This is a genomic window from Microcoleus sp. Pol1C5, assembly GCF_036701115.1.
Lineage (GTDB): Bacteria > Cyanobacteriota > Cyanobacteriia > Cyanobacteriales > Microcoleaceae > Microcoleus.
In genome coordinates, this window is record NZ_JAUBQE010000034.1 from 13,226 (window position 1) to 32,070 (window position 18,845).

Annotated in this window: 9 protein-coding genes; all 9 read left to right on the forward strand. The window is 41.9% G+C overall.

The window, feature by feature from the left end:
- The first annotated feature begins 1 nt into the window (after position 1).
- Positions 2-3,229 carry a CHAT domain-containing protein gene (locus tag QUA23_RS19045; RefSeq protein ID WP_333078936.1) on the forward strand — a complete coding sequence of 1,076 codons (3,228 nt, stop codon included), beginning with the start codon at positions 2-4 and terminating at the stop codon, positions 3,227-3,229.
- A complete protein-coding gene (locus tag QUA23_RS19050) occupies positions 3,226-6,366 on the forward strand; it encodes a CHAT domain-containing tetratricopeptide repeat protein (RefSeq protein WP_333078937.1) in 3,141 nt (1,046 codons plus the stop codon). The genes QUA23_RS19045 and QUA23_RS19050 overlap by 4 nt, the downstream gene beginning before the upstream one ends.
- Positions 6,367-6,392: 26 nt before the next feature.
- Positions 6,393-9,329 carry a CHAT domain-containing tetratricopeptide repeat protein gene (locus tag QUA23_RS19055; protein ID WP_333078938.1) on the forward strand — a complete coding sequence of 979 codons (2,937 nt, stop codon included), beginning with the start codon at positions 6,393-6,395 and terminating at the stop codon, positions 9,327-9,329.
- 163 nt (positions 9,330-9,492) lie between these two features.
- Positions 9,493-12,045 carry a CHAT domain-containing tetratricopeptide repeat protein gene (locus QUA23_RS19060; protein WP_333078939.1) on the forward strand — a complete coding sequence of 851 codons (2,553 nt, stop codon included), beginning with the start codon at positions 9,493-9,495 and terminating at the stop codon, positions 12,043-12,045.
- A 57-nt stretch (positions 12,046-12,102) separates the two neighbouring features.
- Positions 12,103-14,529, forward strand: coding sequence for a serine protease (locus QUA23_RS19065; protein WP_333078941.1), 2,427 nt, complete (start codon positions 12,103-12,105; stop codon positions 14,527-14,529).
- A gap of 3 nt (positions 14,530-14,532) precedes the next feature.
- Positions 14,533-15,612, forward strand: a complete 1,080-nt coding sequence (locus tag QUA23_RS19070) for a hypothetical protein (protein WP_333078942.1) — start codon at positions 14,533-14,535, stop codon at positions 15,610-15,612.
- A gap of 122 nt (positions 15,613-15,734) precedes the next feature.
- Positions 15,735-16,727 carry a hypothetical protein gene (locus tag QUA23_RS19075; RefSeq protein ID WP_333078943.1) on the forward strand — a complete coding sequence of 331 codons (993 nt, stop codon included), beginning with the start codon at positions 15,735-15,737 and terminating at the stop codon, positions 16,725-16,727.
- The gene (locus QUA23_RS19080; protein ID WP_333078944.1) at positions 16,712-17,632 is read left to right on the forward strand and encodes a MoxR family ATPase; all 921 of its coding nucleotides are present in this window, start codon (positions 16,712-16,714) and stop codon (positions 17,630-17,632) included. Before QUA23_RS19075 ends, QUA23_RS19080 begins: the two co-directional genes overlap by 16 nt.
- The gene (locus QUA23_RS19085) at positions 17,629-18,843 is read left to right on the forward strand and encodes a hypothetical protein (RefSeq protein ID WP_333078945.1); all 1,215 of its coding nucleotides are present in this window, start codon (positions 17,629-17,631) and stop codon (positions 18,841-18,843) included. Before QUA23_RS19080 ends, QUA23_RS19085 begins: the two co-directional genes overlap by 4 nt.
- Positions 18,844-18,845 lie beyond the last annotated feature (2 nt).

Genomic DNA, 18,845 nt, shown 5'->3' on the forward strand with positions numbered 1-18,845 from the left:
TATGAATGAACAACGCCAAGCAGCCTATTTAAAATTGATTGACCAGTTACTCGTTAGTCCTGCCGATATAGCGGAGACAATTTTGAGAGCAAATTCACACTTAATTGATGCTGGATTGATACAAAAGCTGGAGCAAGAAGCGGAAATTTTCAAAAAATTAGGGAATGTAAATCATGCTGAGTTGTTAATAAATATTGCAACTAAATTAATTAACTTAATGCAGTATTTGTCAGAAAAATCAGCTTATTTAGCCTTAATTAAGGAGGTTTTATTGTCAGTTCGTTATATTAGTCCCCCTCAGCAAGTTTTATACTTATTGCTTCAAAATAATATAGATAAGTTGAATAATAGTTTTGTAATTTTATTAGAATTATGGACAAACTCCATTTTACAAAAATTAGATTTTAATACAGCCCATGAATTAGCTGAAGATATTTTACTATTTAGTAATTTTTTAGTTGGATTTCCGCTAGGAGTGCGAGCAGAAAATATAGAGATTGTTATAGCAGGCTATCAGATAGCATCTGAAATTTTTTGGAATACAAAATCTTTAGCAAATTGGGCAACTACTCAGTATAATCTTGGTAATAGTTACTGCGAACGCATTCGAGGTAACAAGCCAGAAAATCTAGAATTAGCAATTCACCATTACCTAGCAGCCTTAACGGTTCCAAATAAGAACGAATCTTCCCAAGCATGGGCTTTGACAAAAAACAGTTTAGGTACTGCTTATATCGAACGTATTAAAGAAAAAAAAAGTAAAAATATAGAATTAGGAATTGAATGTTTTAATAAGGCTTTAACCATACATATAGAAACCGAATCCCCCCTGGAATGGGCAAATATCCAAATCAATTTAAGTGAGGCATATCGAAATCGCATTTTAGGAGAAAAAGCTGATAATTTGGAAAAATCAATTGAATTTGGTTTAGCTGCTTTAAAAGTCTACAGTTATGAAGGGTTTCCTGAAGATTGGGGAACAACTCAAATTAATCTTGGTAATGCTTACGCTCACCGTATCCGAGGAGACAAAGCTGATAATTTAGAAAAAGCAATCCATTACTTATCATCTGCTTTGAAGACTATTAAACGCGATAAATTTCCTCAAGAGTGGGCAAAGATTAAAAACAGCATCGGCGCTGTCTACCTTTATAGTCTTCAAGGAGATATACCAACAAATCGGGAAAAAGCCATTAGTTATTTTTCTGCCGCCTTGGAAGTATTTAACCGCTCTGATTTCCCCGAAGTATGGGCAAGAAGTCAAAATAGTTTAAGTTTAGCTTACACTTACCGAATCAAAGGAGATAAGGAAGAAAACTTACAAACGGCAATTTGCTATTCTTTATCTGCTTTGGAGGTACTCAACTGCAACGTTTTTCCCCAATACTGGGCAGACAGCCAGCAGAATCAGGGGCTTGTTTACTATTTAGCCTACCACCACTCCAGCCGAAGCAAAGATACAAAACAAGAAAACTTGAAATTAGCAATTCTTTGTTTTCGCGAAGCATTAAAAGTACGCACTTACGAGGCTTTTCCCCAAGATTGCATAAACACGCAATTTTGTCTAGGTATCGCCTACCGAGAAGAGGGTCAGTGGGTTAAAGCTTACAAGACATTTTTCGCTGCTATTAATAGCATTGAATCTCTGCGAAATGAAATTCTGTATGGTTCTAATAGAGAAGAAGATAAACAGAAGTTAGCTGAAGATTGGAATAACCTTTATAGCTTTATGGTAGAAACTTGCTTAAAGCTAGACAAGTCTACTGAAGCAATAGAATACGTTGAACGCAGCAAAACTCGCAACTTAGTCGAACTTATCCTCACCCGCGATCGCCACACTATTTTCCGAGCAAAAGTAGTCGCTAAATTAGATCGACTTCAAAACGAAATCGCCAGCGGTCAGTACGAACTTCAAAATGCCACAGCAGAAGATCCAACTGCATTAGCCCAACACCTCCAACAGCTTCGACAGCAGCGCAACGAATTGCAAGATCGATACCTGCCCATAGGTTCTGGTTTTCAGTTTGACCCGTTTCGCTCGACTTTGAGCGATCGCACTGCAATTGTTGAGTTTTATATTACAGCCGATAAGCTACTTGTTTTTATCATTACCAAACATACTCAAGAACCTATTGTTTTATCACCCGATTTGATCAACCTGAACAAATTAGCAAATTGGGCAAACAGCTATCTGCAAGCCTATACTAACAAAAAATCTCACTGGCAGCGCCGTCTAACTACCCGCCTACATCTATTGGCAAAAATTCTGCACATTGATGAAATTATTAAGCAAATTCCAATAGAGTGCGAGCGATTAATTCTAATCCCCCATCGCTACTTGCATTTGCTGCCACTTCATGCTTTGCCAATGGCGGGGGACTCTAGTCTTTTTGACAGATTTCCTGAAGGAGTCAGCTATGCCCCTAGCTGTCAACTACTGCAACTCGCCCAAAACCGACAACGCCCCGAATTTACTCATCTATTTGCCGTCCAAAACCCAACAGGCGACCTTTCTTATGCTGATATTGAAGTCGAAAGCATCCAAAGCTATTTCAACACGAGTAATCTCCTCAAACAGAAAATAGCAACTAAAGAAGCTATTGATAAGACTTCTCTTAGTGCTGTTCACTGCGCTCACTTTAGCTGTCACGGCTACTTTAACGTAAGCGAACCTCGCAAATCAGCCCTTATTCTAGCCAATGCCGAGCTAAATTCTACACCCACACAATCCGATGCAGAAAACTATCTCAGTTTCACAAATGGTGGTGTATTTGACCTCAGTAAGTGTCTAACTTTAGATAGCATTTTCACTCTAAATCTAGAACAATGTCGCCTCGTCACTCTATCTGCTTGCGAAACCGGATTGATTGATTTTCGGAATACTAGCGACGAATATATTGGTTTGCCCAGTGGTTTCGTTTATGCAGGTGCTTCTAGTGTTGTTAGTTCTCTTTGGAGGGTGAATGACTTATCGACTGCTTTTTTGATGATTCGGTTTTATCAGAACCTACAAAAAGGTTTGGCTGTGGGTTTGGCGCTCAATCAAGCTCAACTCTGGCTTAAAGATATTACCAAAAAAGAACTGCTAGTATGGAGTGTAGAAAATCAATTTCACCTAGATGCAACTCTCAGCATGAGTCTGCGCCGTAAGCTAAATAAAATGTCTGACAACGATCAACCTTTTGAATTACCCTTTCACTGGGCAGCTTTCTGTGCTATAGGTCAATGATAAACAAACAACGTCAAGACGCTTATCTGAATCTCATTCAATCGCTGCTAAATTGTCCTAGTGGCGAGGAATCGCAAATTTTGAAAGCCCACCCAGATTTAATCGATAGGGAATTGTTACAGGCGATCGCTCAGGTGATTGAGGTTTTGAAAGAGAACGGCGAGCAAAATGCAGCCGATTTTTTAAGCGATCTGGCTCATCAACTAACTGGAGTAATGGGCTCCTCCGCATTAGATTTGACTTCAAATCACGATGACGATGCTCGATTTGCCTTACTGATGCAGGTATTGCAGGCAACTGCCGACGGTGACTCACAAACCTTGTATCAAAGTCTGCAAGAGAATGTAGACAAACTGGACGATAAATTTGTAGGGGTTCTACGAGAATGGGCAGAAACTACTCTATCAGACATTGAGAAAGGTTTGGAAATTGCCCCAGTTATTGGAAATTTCAGTAGCTTTATATCGCAGTTTTCACTAGGCAATCGAGCTGTCAACCAAGAAATTGCTCTGGTAGGGTATGAAGCGCTCGATCGAGTTTTTACTCGCGATGTTTTACCTGAGTATTGGGCAATGAATCAAGGAAATTTGGGTAATGCTTGCTACTATCGAATTTGCGGAAATAGAGCCGGCAACTTAGAGAGGGCAATTCAGTATTATGAGGCTGCGTTAGAAGTTTATACTCGGCAAGATTTCCCTCAAAAATGGGCAAACATTCAAAGCAACTTGGGAGATGCTTACCGCAACCGAATTGAGGGAGAAAAAACCGATAATTTAGAGGTAGCTATTCGATGCGGCAAGTCAGCGTTGGAAGTGCGTACTCGTAGAGATTTTCCAGAACAATGGGCTGCGACGCAAAATAATCTAGGAATTGCTTATTGGGAGCGCATTTGGGGTGAGAAAGCAGAAAACTTAGAGGTAGCGATCGCTTGTTATCAAGTCGCCCTTGAAGTACGCACGCGAGAAGAATATCCCCAACACTGGGCGGATACTCAGAATAACTTGGGATTGATTTACAGCGATCGCATTCGAGGAGAACAGGAGGAAAACTTAGAGACAGCTATCCGTTGTTATCAAGCAGCACTAGAAATTCGTACTCTCGAAGCATCTCCCTTTGCTTGGGCAGAAACCCAAAATAATTTGGGAATTGCTTATTATCGTTGTCAGAACGAACGGGATGACAATTTAGATAAGGCTGTCCGCTGCTACAGAGAAGCGTTGCGAGTTTATACTCGTGAAACTTTGCCCGAACAGTGGGCAATGGTTCAGAACAATCTGGGGGAAGCATATCGAAATCGGATTTATGGGGACAAAGCTGAAAACATCGAAGAAGCGAGCTTATATTTCTCAGAGGCTTTGAAAGTCTACACCCGCGAAGCTTTTCCTAAAGACTGGGCAATGGTTCAAAATGGTTTGGGAATTGCTTACTTAAATCGGCTTCGTGGAGAAGAATTAGAAAATTTACATCTAGCTATTGACCATCTTGCAAAGGCGTTGGAAATTCATACCCGTGAAGCTTTTCCTCAAGACTATTTGGTGACGCAATTCAATTTGGGAGTTGCCTATCAGGATGCCCAGCAACTTCCGCAAGCTCTTGATACTTTTGTAGCTGCGATCGATACAGTAGAGTTTCTGCGGGGCGAAATTTTCTCTGGTGTAGGCAGAGAAATCGATAAAACTAAACTAGCTGAATCGTGGAATGACCTTTACCGCCGCACCGTAGAGGTTTGCTTACGATTGGGTTACAACGACAAAGCCCTAGAATATGTAGAATGCAGCAAAACTCGCAATTTAGTAGAACTAATCTTTAGTCGCGACTTTAATAGCCTATTTCCTTCACAAATTGCTACTCAACTCCAGCAGCTTCAGCAGGAGATTGCCAGCAGTCAATCTCGTCTGCAAACTGGGACTGCCGATGAACCAACTGTTTTGGTACAGCGACTCCAGCATTTGAGACAGCAACAGAAAGCACTACAGGATAGTTATTTTCCCATTGGTGCTGGGTTTAAGCTTGAACCGTTTAGGCAAACGCTTGGGGAGACTACCGCGATTATCCAGTGGTACTTCACCAGTGAGGGATTTCAAACATTTATTATCACCTGCCACAGTATCCAACCGATTGTTTTGTCCTACGATGCGATCGCTATGGAGCGGTTAGAGAAGTGGGCGAGAGCTTATTTGCGGCTTTACAATCGGCAAAATAGTCAGTGGTGGCGTATTCAACTCCAAAGTCGCCTTCAAAAACTGGCTGAGATTTTGCGTTTCGATGACATTCTAACTAAGTTGCCCCATAATTGCGATGAATTGATCTTGGTTCCTCATCAGGCATTGCATCTATTTCCACTTCACGCCTTACCAGTAAGGGGACAATCTTGCCTGCTGGATTGCTTTTCTAAAGGGATACGTTACGCTCCCAGTTGTCAATTGCTGCAACTGGCTCAGGCGCGACAGCGCAACGATTTTACTCGTCTGTTTGCAGTACAAAATCCGACAAACGACCTTAGTTATACAAATGTGGAGATAGCTGCAATTAGAGGTTATTTTGAAACGGCTGACGTTTTGAAGCAAACAGCAGCAACTAAAGTATCAGTGCTGGAAAGTTCTCTTAAAAAATCTCACTGCATTCACTTCTCTTGTCACGGCTATTTTGATTTGGACAATCCACTGGAGTCTGGGTTAAAGTTAACGGATGCACCGCTGACTTTGGGGGAAATCTTACAACTAGACTTAGGGCAATGTCGTCTAGTGACACTCTCTGCTTGCGAAACGGGGTTTATAGATTTTACTAGCCTTAGCGATGAGTACATTGGTTTGCCCAATGGCTTTTTGTATGCTGGTAGTCCCAGCGTAGTTAGCAGTCTTTGGATGGTGAACGACCTATCTACCGCTTTTTTAATGATTAAGTTTTACCAAAATCTGCAAAGCGTTCATTCAGTTGTAGTTGCTCTCAATCAAGCTCAACTCTGGCTGAGAGATATCACAAAAGCTGAATTAAAAGCCTGGATCACAGCTAATTCGCTACCGCTAGACCCCGCAATGCGGCAGAATCTCAATAAAAGGCTGCACAAGTTGCAAGATGACCAAAAACCCTTTCAAGAGCCGTTTCATTGGGCGGCATTTTGCGCGATAGGACAGTAATTATGAATGAATAAGTGGCTGACACTATGAACAATATATCATCGTTAACTCCTGCTGAGTCTGAAGCAGAAAAACTTTTTGAACAAGGGATTCAGCACTTTCAGGCATATCAATTTCAAAATGCCTTACACTGCTGGCAACAAGCCTTAACACTTTATCAAAGGCTTGGGAATCGCCAGAGAGAATCCCAATGTCTGGGCAATCTGGGTAATACTTTCTACTTCCATAGAAATTACGAGCAAGCTATTGAATACCACGAGCAAGATATGACTCTTGCGCGGGAGATAGGCGATCGCGAAGGAGAAGCCTACTCTCTAAACAACTTGGGTAGAGCTTACGAATCCAAATGGAAATACCAACAGGCTATTGAATATTACGAACAATCCCTACTAGCTGCACGAGAAATAGGCAATTGGCAAGTAGAAGCGACTGTACTGAATAATTTAGGCAACACTTACAATTTTCAAGGAAAATACCAAGAAGCTCTTGAAAGTCACAGACAGTTCCTAGGAATTGCACGGGAGGTACATAATTCCAGTTGGGAAATCACTGCCCTGAACAGTTTAGGCACGGCTTATGATTCTTTAGGAAAGTACCAGCAGGCTATTGAAATGTATGGCGAGTCACTGGTCATTGCAAGAAATATAGACGATCGCCTTGGGGAAGCCAATTCTCTAAATAATCTGGGCAGTGCTTACTTTTCCGAGGGGAAGTACCAACAGACTATCGAAAAGTATGAAGAATCATTAGTGATTAAACGAGAAATAGACGATCGTCGTGGGGAAGCTAAAACCCTGGGCAATCTGGGTTTGGTTTACCACTGTGTGGGAAAATACCAGCAGGCGATTGATTATCACGAGCAGAATCTAACTATTTCACGAGCGGTCGGCGATCGCCTTGGGGAAGCCAGTGCCCTTGGAAATTTGGGCTTGACTTATCGTTCTCTAGGGCAGTATGGACGGGCAATTAGGAATTACGAACAGCAACTGCTTATCGTGCGAGAAATAGGCGATCGCCTTGGAGAAGTAACTTCTCTGGGAAATCTGGGCTTGACTTACTACGCCCAAAGCCAATACCAAGAAGCTATTAGTAAGTATGAGCAGTCGTTAGCCCTTGCACGCCAGATAGGCTATCGTTCGGGGGAAGCTGCTTGTCTGGGCAATCTGGGCAACGTGTACTACTTCCACCATCAATACAAACAGGCTATTGAGAATCACGAAAATTCCCTAGCTATTGCTAGGGAGATAAGAGATCGCCGTGGAGAAGCTAGTTGTCTGGGTCATTTGGGCTTAACTTACTACGCTTTAGGGCAATACCAGCAAGCCATTCAGAATTACGAGCAGCAATTGGTCATCGCACGAGAAATCGGCGCTCGCTTTGAAGAGGGTGCATCTCTAAACAATCTAGGAGTGGTCTTTTGGGAATCTAGTCAATTAGCCAAAGCGGAGATCAGCCTACATAAGGCAATAGAAATCTGGGAATCTATACGGACAGACTTGGGTAGCAATGATCTCAATAAAGTGTCAATTTTTGATACGCAGACCGCTGCTTACCGCCTGCTGCAAAACGTTTTAGTTGCACAAAATCAACCATTAACTGCTCTGGAAATTGCCGAGCGGGGGCGCACACGGGCTTTTGTAGAGTTATTGGATCAACGGTTATCCACAAGAACACAGCAAATCTCAACTACAGCGCCCACCCCATCGATTACTCAAATCCAAAAAATTGCTCAGGCAGAAAATGCAACTCTCGTTGAATATTCGCTTGTTTTCGAGCAAGAACTCTATATTTGGGTCATCCGCCCCAGTGGTGAAATTATCTTTCGCTCAGTTAACTTAAAACCGCTGGAACAGTCACTAAATATCTCCTCTACTATCCCATTTCGCTCAGTTTTGTTAAATCTAGTTCTGCAAGCCCGTCAATCCCTTGGTATCGAGGAAAGGCTGCGCGATGGTGCAACAGGTAATAGCTTTGACGCTATCTCATTAGCTACAAATATTTCTCCGCCTTTACGGCAACTGCATCAATACCTAATTGAGCCGATTGCTGACTTTCTTCCCACTGAACCCAATGATCCTGTAATCTTCATTCCCCAGGAAGCCTTATTTCTTGTTCCCTTCACAGCACTGCAAGATGCCACAGGTATTTATTTAATCGAACAACACGCGATTCTAACGGCTCCATCCATTCTGGTGTTGGAGTCGAGCTGTCAGCAGAAAAAGGGACAAGCTGCTGACAATTTAGTCGATGCTCTTATAGTCGGCAATCCAATAATGCCAATCATCCCTCTCTCGCAACCACCTCAATGCTTAGAGCGTTTACCAGGAGCCGAAACAGAAGCGAAAGCGATCGCATCATTCTTCAATACTCAAGCGCTGACAGGTCATCAAGCAACTAAGGTAGAGATTGTGCGACAGATGCTCAAAGCACGATTGATTCATCTAGCCACTCATGGGTTATTAAGCGATATCAAACAGTTAGGTATGCCAGGAGCAATCGCTCTGGCTCCTGGTGATGGTGACAATGGCTTCCTCACTGCTGGGGAAATCTACGACATGAAACTAAACGCCGAACTGGTTGTGCTGAGTGCTTGCAGTACCGGACAGGGTAAAATTACTGGAGATGGAGTAGTGGGGCTATCTCGTTGTTTGATCGCTGCTGGAGTGAAAAGTGTAATTGTCTCTCTTTGGTCAGTAGGCGATTTGTCAACCGCCTTGTTAATGGTGAAGTTCTACCAACTTTTTCAGCAGGGAGTGGTGGCTGCTATCGCCCTTAACGAAGCTCAGCGCTGGCTACTGGGTATTAATAAAACTGGATTGGAAGCTTGGCTGAAAACAAATGAGGAATTTTTTGAGGCCACTCTAAAAATGAATATACGTCGGAGGTTGCATCAGTTAGATGATAATGCCAAACCATTTGAAAATCCTCGCCACTGGGCAGCCTTTTGCGCTATTGGTCAGTAATTAACTATAAATATATACATCGCTGAGGTAGCTTATGTCATCAAAAAGTTCTTTTTCGGTTATTGATTTTTTGCAATTGGTATTACAAGCTGTTTGTGAAAGTGATGCCGATCCAAAGGTTGTATACCCAATACTAAAGAAAAACTTAGATAAACTAGAGAATATGTTGCCTGACCCAATTAAATATTGGGAAAAAATATTAACACAGTTAGAACCAGAAGAACGCCCTAATCTTGCAAAAAATATTGGTAATTTATGTATTTTAATACGCAGTTTTTCTGGTTTTTTTGAATCCAATAATATAGAAATCGCTATTGCTGGTTATAAAGTAATTAGTACCGTTTTTACTCGTGAGTATTATCCGGAATATTGGGCTGTGACTCAACACAATCTAGGAGTTGCCTATTGTACTCAGATTCTGGGAGATAAGGCGCATAATTTAGAGCAAGGAATAGCGTGTTTCAAAAAGGCTTTGCAAGTTCGCACTCGTAAGGATTTGCCTTCTGATTGGGCGGAAACCCAAAACAATCTGGGCAATGCTTATTGTAGCCGTATTGTAGGGGAAAAGGAAGAAAATCTAGAACGGGCAATTAGATGTCATAAACGAGCATTAAGTATTCATACTCAGAAGACTTTTCCTGAAAGGTGGGCAAGTATCCAATATAGTTTAGGGAATGCCTACAGCGATCGCATTTTAGGTGAAAGGGACAATAATTGGGAGCGGGCAATCCAGCATTATAAAAATGCTTTGCAGGTATACACCCGTGCTGCTTACCCAAAAGATTGGGCTGCAATTCAAGACAGTCTGGGTAATATTTATCAGGAACGCCTTCTAGAAGAAAAAGCAGAGAATCTGGAAAAAGCGATCTCTTATCACAAAAAGGCTTTGCTGGTTTACACTTATAAATCAGATCCAGAGCAATGGGCTATGACTCAAAGTAATCTAGGAGTTGCTTACGGAAAGCGCATTTTTGGTAAGGCAATGGAAAATATAAAAAAGCAAGATGAATGCTATAAAAATGCTTTAACGGTCTATACTAAAGATTCGTTTCCTTTAGATCATGCTAAGACTCTATACAATCTCGGTATTGCTTACAAAAATCATCAAAAATTTGATTCTGCCTACACCACTTTTGCTGCTGCCATCGAAACAGTTGAATTTCTGCGCGGCCTAATTGTCCTCAAAGATTACACTACTTTAACGACTGCTATCAATACTCTTGAATCCAATTCAATTAAAATTTTATCTGAAGAAGAAGCCGGGCAAGAAGTCAAACAAAAATTTGCTGAAGAATGGAACTTACTTTACCAAGCTATGGTGGAAGTATGTTTAGAATTAGGTTACCCCGATCGAGCTATTGAATATGTAGAACGTAGCAAAAATCGTAACTTAAGTGAGTTTATCGCTCAAAAAGACAGCTATTCAGATTTTGAGTTCATTCACTTTCCCCAGATCCTAAATATCTTACCTGACGATCGCACTAGCATTATTGAGTGGTACATTACCTCTGAAACCTTAATTGTCTTTATAATCAGCAGGCAAACGCAACATCCTATTGTTTGGCAACCTCCTTCAGCAGAGCGTAAAGCAGTTTTGCAAGCTTTAATTGATTGGGGTAATAGGTATCTTGACGACTACGAAGATGATGGAGAGGGCGGAAAGAAGTGGAAAAAACTGTTAGATAATTCCCTTCACAGCCTTGCTTCAATTCTCCATTTTGATGAAATCCTCTCTCTCCTTCCAAAAGGCTGCGATCAACTTATTCTGATTCCGCATTGGTTTTTACATCTGTTACCCCTCCACGCCTTACCTTTCGCCGATCAGATAAACCAATGTCTTTTAGATAAATTTAGTCGAGGTGTGCGCTACGCTCCTAGCTGTCAGCTATTGCACATGACTAAAAATCAGCTACGCCACAAACCTACATCAGATAAGCTCCTACCTCACCTTTTTGCCATGCAAAACCCCACAGAAGATTTGTCGTATGCTAATTTGGAAGTCCAAGCTATCTGCTGCTCTTTTCAGAAAACTAAAGTTCTCGCTAAGTCAAAAGCGACAAAAACAGCTTTTTATCAAGAGTTATCTAGCCATAAATTAGCATCTGCTAACTATATTCATTTTTCCGCTCATGCTTTTTTTAATCCTCATTTTACCCTCAAGAGTTCTGCCCTATTCTTTGCAGGTTGTTATGTGTCTGCTGCTTCAGAAGAGTTAGATGATGGATTGTATTTAACCGAAGAAAATAGTAGGACAAAAATTTCTCTCAATAAATGCTTGACTCTCAGAGATATCTATACTCTCACACTACCTCCATGTTGTTTGATTACTCTGTCTGCTTGTGAAACAGGTATGACAGATTTCTCTAACCTCAGTGATGAATACGGCAGTATTGGTGGTGGCTTCCTATATGCAGGTACTTCCAATGTTGTGAGTAGTCTTTGGGTGGTAAATGACTTATCGACTGCTTTTTTGATGATTAAGTTTTATCAGAATCTGCAAGCCGTTCAGTCCGTCGCACTTGCTCTCAATCAAGCTCAACTCTGGCTGAGGGATATCACAAAGACTCAATTAAAAGCCTGGATAACAGCTAATTCCCTTCCACTTGACCCCACAATGTGGCAAAATCTCAATAAAAGGCTGTACAAGTTGCAAGATGACCAAAAACCCTTTGAAGACCCGTTTCATTGGGCAGCATTTTGTGCGATCGGTCAGTAATGAAACAATATCAATAGAAGCACAGACCCGATATTTCCAGCCCAAGCTGCCCAAATCATGAACGAAATACCTCAGAATATGGCACTGCAATGTCCCAGTCTCACCCTCTATGCCTTCCACCTCCGCAATAGCATCAATCAGGGACTACAGCCAACCGTATCAGCAGCACCTCGGTTATGGGAACAGTTAGTCGATTTGGGAAATGCCCTCCACATTCGAGAACTACAAATTTTACGACAAAAACTGATATGTTATGAAGGCAATCGCTATTTCCCAGAAGCCGAAGATTTTTGGGGAGCCGAATACTTAACCTTATTAGAAAATAACGAACCCAGCCTATACTTCCAAGTCCTTCCTCAAGCAGGCGGATTAGAACTTCAGGGATTGCTCTGCCCTTTTCGCTTGCACGATACTTATGCGATCGATCTGACCCTATGTTCTCAAGATACTTTGACTCTAGCACAATTAAATTATCTCAATCCCCAAAACCTGATATTACAAAATATTCAGGCTTCTTTGGGAAAAACACTATTGCTGTTTGGTCAACCCAAAGACGCACAAAAAGATAATTATCAAGTTTTAGCAGATGCTTGCGTAGCTCAATTATGTCCAGGAAAACATTCAATCCATTTAGTCGATACAGGCAGTTTGTTGGGCAATCCAATTTTTGAGTATGAAAGTGGATTAACGAACCCAGCCAATAAACTTCATATCCTAGTTTGGTTAAAATGCCACGATATGAGTTCCAACCACATGGATAGAGTCGCTGAAACCCTACTTCATCTGCTGTGGTGTCGTCATAAAATTCTTTATGTCTATCAACAGTCTCACTGGTGCGTAATTCAAGCCAAGAAACTTTATGGTATTTTTGAGCAGTATAGAAGCAACTATAGTCAAGTTTCTGAAAAAGAAAATAGGCGCTCGCATCTACTAAACTTGCACGCTAAGTTACAACAGTTGGAACTAGATTATACAAACTACCTCGATGATTTGGCAGAACACGAAAAGACGATCGCCATCAACTACATCAATTACAGAACTTACTTGGAAAAGCTAGAAAAACTTCCATCCACTAAGTTGAGTTTTTGTCAAGAGTTTTTGCAGTACGTCGGCAATAAGTTGCAACGGCAAATACAAGTAGATCGGGACTATCTGGGGATGGGGCGCGAGCGCCTGCAACGTCTAAAAGCTACAGTTCAGGAAAGTATTGCTATTGAACCCGTTGCTAGCGAACCTCCGTCTGCTAAGCAGCCTGGGGAGCCGAAGCGTAAATCGGCGCTTGCTTTGCCAAAAAAACTACATTATTATGGGAATAATGCTTTAAAAAGTAATATGCCTGGGATTCCTCCTGAAATCTACGCTCGATTATATGAAGCGTTGTTAGATTGCGACCAGTTTGACGACGCTGGAACATTGCGAAAATTCTTTAAGGGAAACGCTCCACTCAACCCTTGGCGAAACTCTTGGCAGCAAGGCAGCCCATCTAAACTGGTTGAAGAGGTGATCGGCTACCTATGTGAGAAACGTCGCGATGATACTAAGGAAAATGCGCTAGTTATCTTGGTACGTCTACTAGCAAATCGAATAGACTCAGCAGATAGTCGTCATCAAATATTAAATAAACTAGCACAGGAACTTAATAGTGTTCTTTCAGATTCTAATAACAACTCCAAAATTGTACCTTTTACAAAGAAACCTGATATTGCCCATTCTGAAAGTTCACCGACAGATCGCTTGGCACAAGAAGCTAATCCCCAAGGTGAGTCAATGGTTTTTATTTCCGAATATGAAAAAATATTAACTTGTGCTGCTTCAGTTGCCCGGATAAGCGTGCCGAAAATTATTAATGGATGCATAGATAAAGTTCCTACAGTTCCTACAGGTACAGCTTGGTTAGTCACTCCTGAATTAGCTTTTACCTGTTGGCACGTTATCGAAGCCAGAAGTTCCAGAGAAAATTGGATTAGCGAGTCCGATCTTCAAGCACAACTTGCCAATACCTTGCTATTTTTTGACAATATATTACCCGGTCAAGGAACTGAATATGGCGTAAAAAAGTTGGAACATTACAATCGAGATTTGGACTATGCTTTGCTGCGATTAAAGGATGAAGATTCCTCTTTAGAGTCAAGAGGCTTTTTGAAGTTAGAAACAAATCAAAATGCTCCGCTTACAGTTCAAACCAAACTATTTGTTATTCAACATCCAAAAGGTGAGCCTAAGCAGGGAAGTAGTGGATATTTTGTAAAGATTGCTCCAGATACTAACTGCATTCTCTATAATGCTCCTACCGATCGAGGAACGTCTGGATCGCCCGTGCTAAAAATCAACAACTGGCAGGTAATAGCGCTGCATAATGGGGAAAAGAAAAATGAAGCTCTGCGGGAAGCTACTCTAATAAGTGATATATTATCCGATATGAAGCAGAATCGTCTTCAATTGTACGAAGAAATCATGAAAGCACAAAAAACGCACAAGGAGTGAACTATGGCAACAGGTGCTAGTCAACTTTTTTATCCCAACCAACCTAACCCCCGATTCAACCTGGAGTTGGACAACAGCTACTTTCTGGTTAAGCTGCACGATTCCCAGGCATTTTACAAAGCTGGTTTGCTAACTGAGCCTGAATTTGTCACTTTTAGTTCGTCAGTCGAAAGCTCCTTTCAGCCAAGTTCCTCGACCCAAAGCCTGCACAAAATCTACTCTGTGCAAAAAAATGAGCCTTGTCGCTTGGGTCTCGGTATCAATTTAACTGACTGGTTGCCTGCCCGCCCTACTGACTGGTTGCGTATCAACTTGAAATATACGGTATGGAAGGATAAACCCTTACAGAATTTAATGGCTCAACTCGAACAAACTGGTTTAGTCGCTCAAGTATCGTTACTTCGACCAGATTGGGCTGTAGCTGTTAAAGTGAGCAAAATTGTTGGTCAATTGGTGAGTTACCTACTACGTGAAGGCTCTCAACATGAGATTTTTTCCTCCACGATTGACCTCAACCTCCGAGATTTGAAGGCGGGCTATCATGTTGTAGTTGGCTCCCACAGCAATGAAATTTTGCAGACTTCACTGAAAATCGACGCAAACGGACACCTGACAGATATTAGTGGGAGTTCGCTTTCGCGTCTTTCTTATGCCGTTATTCAAGTCCTGGCATTAAAGCGGCGCGGACAGGAAATAGCTCGTGATGAACCCTGGTGGGAACTCTTGGAAGCTGTCAAAGAACAAATCCTGGATGCTGAACCTGCTAACGATCAAGAGCGTCGCAAGCTTTCAATTGACTGGCGTTCTACGGTGACTCAGGTTCGGGTATTAGCTCGCAAGCAACGGGGGTTCTTATTACCAGAAATCAGAGAAATTATTGCTGCGGCTCAAGTTGAAGTAGATGCCAAGTTAGCACCACAAAGAGCGAACGAAGCCTTTGGGATGGAAGAATTACTGCCTGAGTTGCAAGATTATCTCGGTGTGCGGACTGAGCAAGAACTTAGCAAGTTGGTTCAAGATTATCAGGGTGCATTGGAGGTCTCTCAGCAATTGCTTGAGGAGTATAATCTTTCAGGAGATTGACTGTGGAAGGATTACCTTATGAACTGTGCGACCTATGCGAGGAGGTCTTTTTGATCTGCGACGAATTTGAGAGTTACGACAGCCTCCGTTCATTTTGTAGAGTGCGAGAAGAGTTTCATTTTTTGACTTTTAAACTAAAAGGCAAAGACGCTAGTCCATCATCTTTATTTAACCTCAATTTACCACTTTTACTTGAAAGTAAACATCAGCGATATGGCTGGGTATTCCCTATTTTTTTGAAAGCTTTGGCATCCCGTTATAAAGATGACGAGCGTCAAAGCAGACTGAATGACTTATATTCTAAGATACAGTCATGTAGCAATCAGCCTCAAGTACAGTATTCCCCAACATATCGGCGTGACCAAAGACTCTTTAACTCCCTTCTAGAAATAGACTTTGAAGAACAGCAAGAGGAGGTAACAAACGCTCTAAGATTACAGCAATCGCTTAAGAGAGCAGCGGCATTTCTGGTTCATGGAGACGAAAAATGCGGACAAGAAACTTTAGTTCATCGGCTCTCTCAATTATCAGAGTTGCGGAACGGTCGGCGCATAAAGATTAAACTGGCTGGTATGGGTGATGTTTCCGATTTATGGAATGCAGTTGCTGCTTCCTTGACAAGTTCCAACCAGGTAAGTTACTTGTCGCCAGACAAAGTGATACCTTTGGTTAGTGAATGTTTGCAAAGTCAGCATTTAGTTTTTATCTTTACTGAAGTTCACCGTACTTGTATCGGGTTTCTGCCTGAATTAATCGAACAATTTTGGCAACCTATCTTAGATATAGTTAATTTAAAGGAAACTTACTTGGTCATGTTTTTAGTGGATAGTAAAGGAAAAGTCTGTCAATCGGGAATGCCTTTAGCTTGGCAAGTTTGTCACCAGGAATACCCCACAGTTCCCCTACACTTGCCGCCAACAACAAAATTTTTACAGGGGAAGATTTCTCAATGGCTGCGAATGGCAATAGCCGCAGAAGTCGTACCCGATCATTTATCAGTTGAGACATTGCTAAACGAGTCTCAAGGCGGTGTTCCAGAACTTGTTTATCAAAGAATTTGTTATTACTGCGGTTGTAGTTGGGAAGGAGGATTAGCGCAATGGTTGATTCAGTGATTCCTCGCGTCTATACGGGTACAAAGCAACCTTCTCCAGAAGAGCGCAAACGTTATGGAATTCAGCCTTACTACCCTTCAAAAAAATTAATTGAAGCGGTCAACCTTACTATCTTTTTGCAGAAACGTCCTCTATTGCTGAAAGGCGAGCCTGGAGGCGGTAAAACTAGACTGGCAGAGGCAGTCGCTCGCGAGTTAGGATTACCTTATGAAGCCTGGTATATCAAGTCTACGACTAGGGCAAAAGATGGACTGTACACCTACGATGCAGTGGGTCGCCTTCACGATGCTCAATTGGCACGATTTGATGACGAACAACGGTCTAAAGTAAAAAAGATCGGTGAGTACATTAAATCTGGTCCTTTGGGTCGTGCTTTTCAAAACAAGCAGCGGACTGTACTGCTGATCGATGAGATTGATAAAGCCGATATTGACTTTCCCAACGATTTACTACAGGAGTTAGATGAGGGGAAGTTTACTATTCAGGAAACAGGAGAGGAAATTAAGGCAAACCAGCCACCAATTATATTTATTACCAGTAACGACGAGAAAGATTTACCCGATGCCTTTTTACGGCGTTGCTTGTTCCACTATATTGAATTTCCTTCTCAGTCTGACTTGGTGAAAATTCTTAATGCTCACTTTCCAAATTCGTCATCGGGAGTCATCGCAGCAGCGGTTAGCCGCTTTGACAAACTCCGAATACAGATGGAAGAAGACAGCAGCAGAACGGGTAAAAAGGTGAGTACCAGTGAGTTAATTGATTGGTTTACTATCCTGCGACAATATCCTGAAGACCAAGCATTAGCGGAGCTGAATGGAGAACTTCCTTTTGCTGGAGCTTTGCTGAAGTATTGGAAAGATTATCGTAACTACTTACGCAAGCCAGGGGAGGATAAAAAATGAATCCCACTGAAGTGCCTTTACTGAATGTTTTGCTAATTCTTTTTAAGGAGTTGCGAAAGTGGGGTCTTCCTCTGGGTGTGGAAGAGTATATGTTGGCATTGCGATCGCTCCAAGCTGGTTTTGGTATCGGCGATCGCAATTCCCTAGAACGACTTTGCTGCACCCTGTGGACAAAATCGGAAGGAGAAGCTCGGTTGTTGAAACGACTGCTCAATGAGGTAATAAAGGAATCTGTGGAAATCCCTCAATCCACCTCTACTGAATTGCCATCAACGGAACGAAAAACATCCCAGCAATCTCAACCTCAAACCTCATCAAAAGAATCTGAAGAAACTGTCACTTCTTCTACACCTTCAGCAGTTCCTGAAACATCAGAACAGTCTTCACCTATAACTCCTTTAGAACAATCTGAACAACCTGTATCTCAACCTACTTCGCCTCCTGAAATTCCTCTAGACATAAACGAACCAGAACAGGTGATTCAAGCTATCCGGCAAAGTGGGTCTAACAGCTTAGAAATGAGCTACTACCGCCAAAATTCAGCCGATGAATACTTGCCTGTTACCCCCCGACAGATAAAACAAAGTTGGCGTTTTCTCCGCCGTCGAGTGCGAGAAGGTACGCTAGAAGAATTGGATGTAGAGGGTACGGTAGAAAAAATCTGTCGGGAAGGGGTTTTACTGGAACCGGTAATGATGCCAAGCTATAAAAACCGAGCTGAACTCGTGTTACTCGTTGACCAAGGCGGTTCGATGGTGCCTTTTCATCATTTATCCCGTGAATTAATAGATAAAGCAAAACAGGGGGGAAACCTCACCAGAATTGACGTTTATTACTTCTATAATTATCCTGAAAAATATTTGTATACTGACCCCAATCGGCTCAAATATCAGCTAGTTACAGACATTTTAGAATCAATGGATAGCAGAACAGGGGTATTAATTGTCAGCGATGCAGGAGCGGCACGGGGAAACCTTAATGAAGATCGAGTGGAATACACGGTAAAATTCCTAAAACAGCTCGCTCAGTCAGTACGTTATTATGCTTGGTTGAATCCCATGCCGAACGATAGCTGGCAAGATACCACTGCTGGCGAAATTGCCAGTTTTGTGCCAATGTTTGAAATGAGTCGTGAGGGATTAAACGCAGCTATTAATACTTTGCGAGGACGTTATATTTATTGGGAGCGTCCCGAGCGGGGGATTGTGTAATA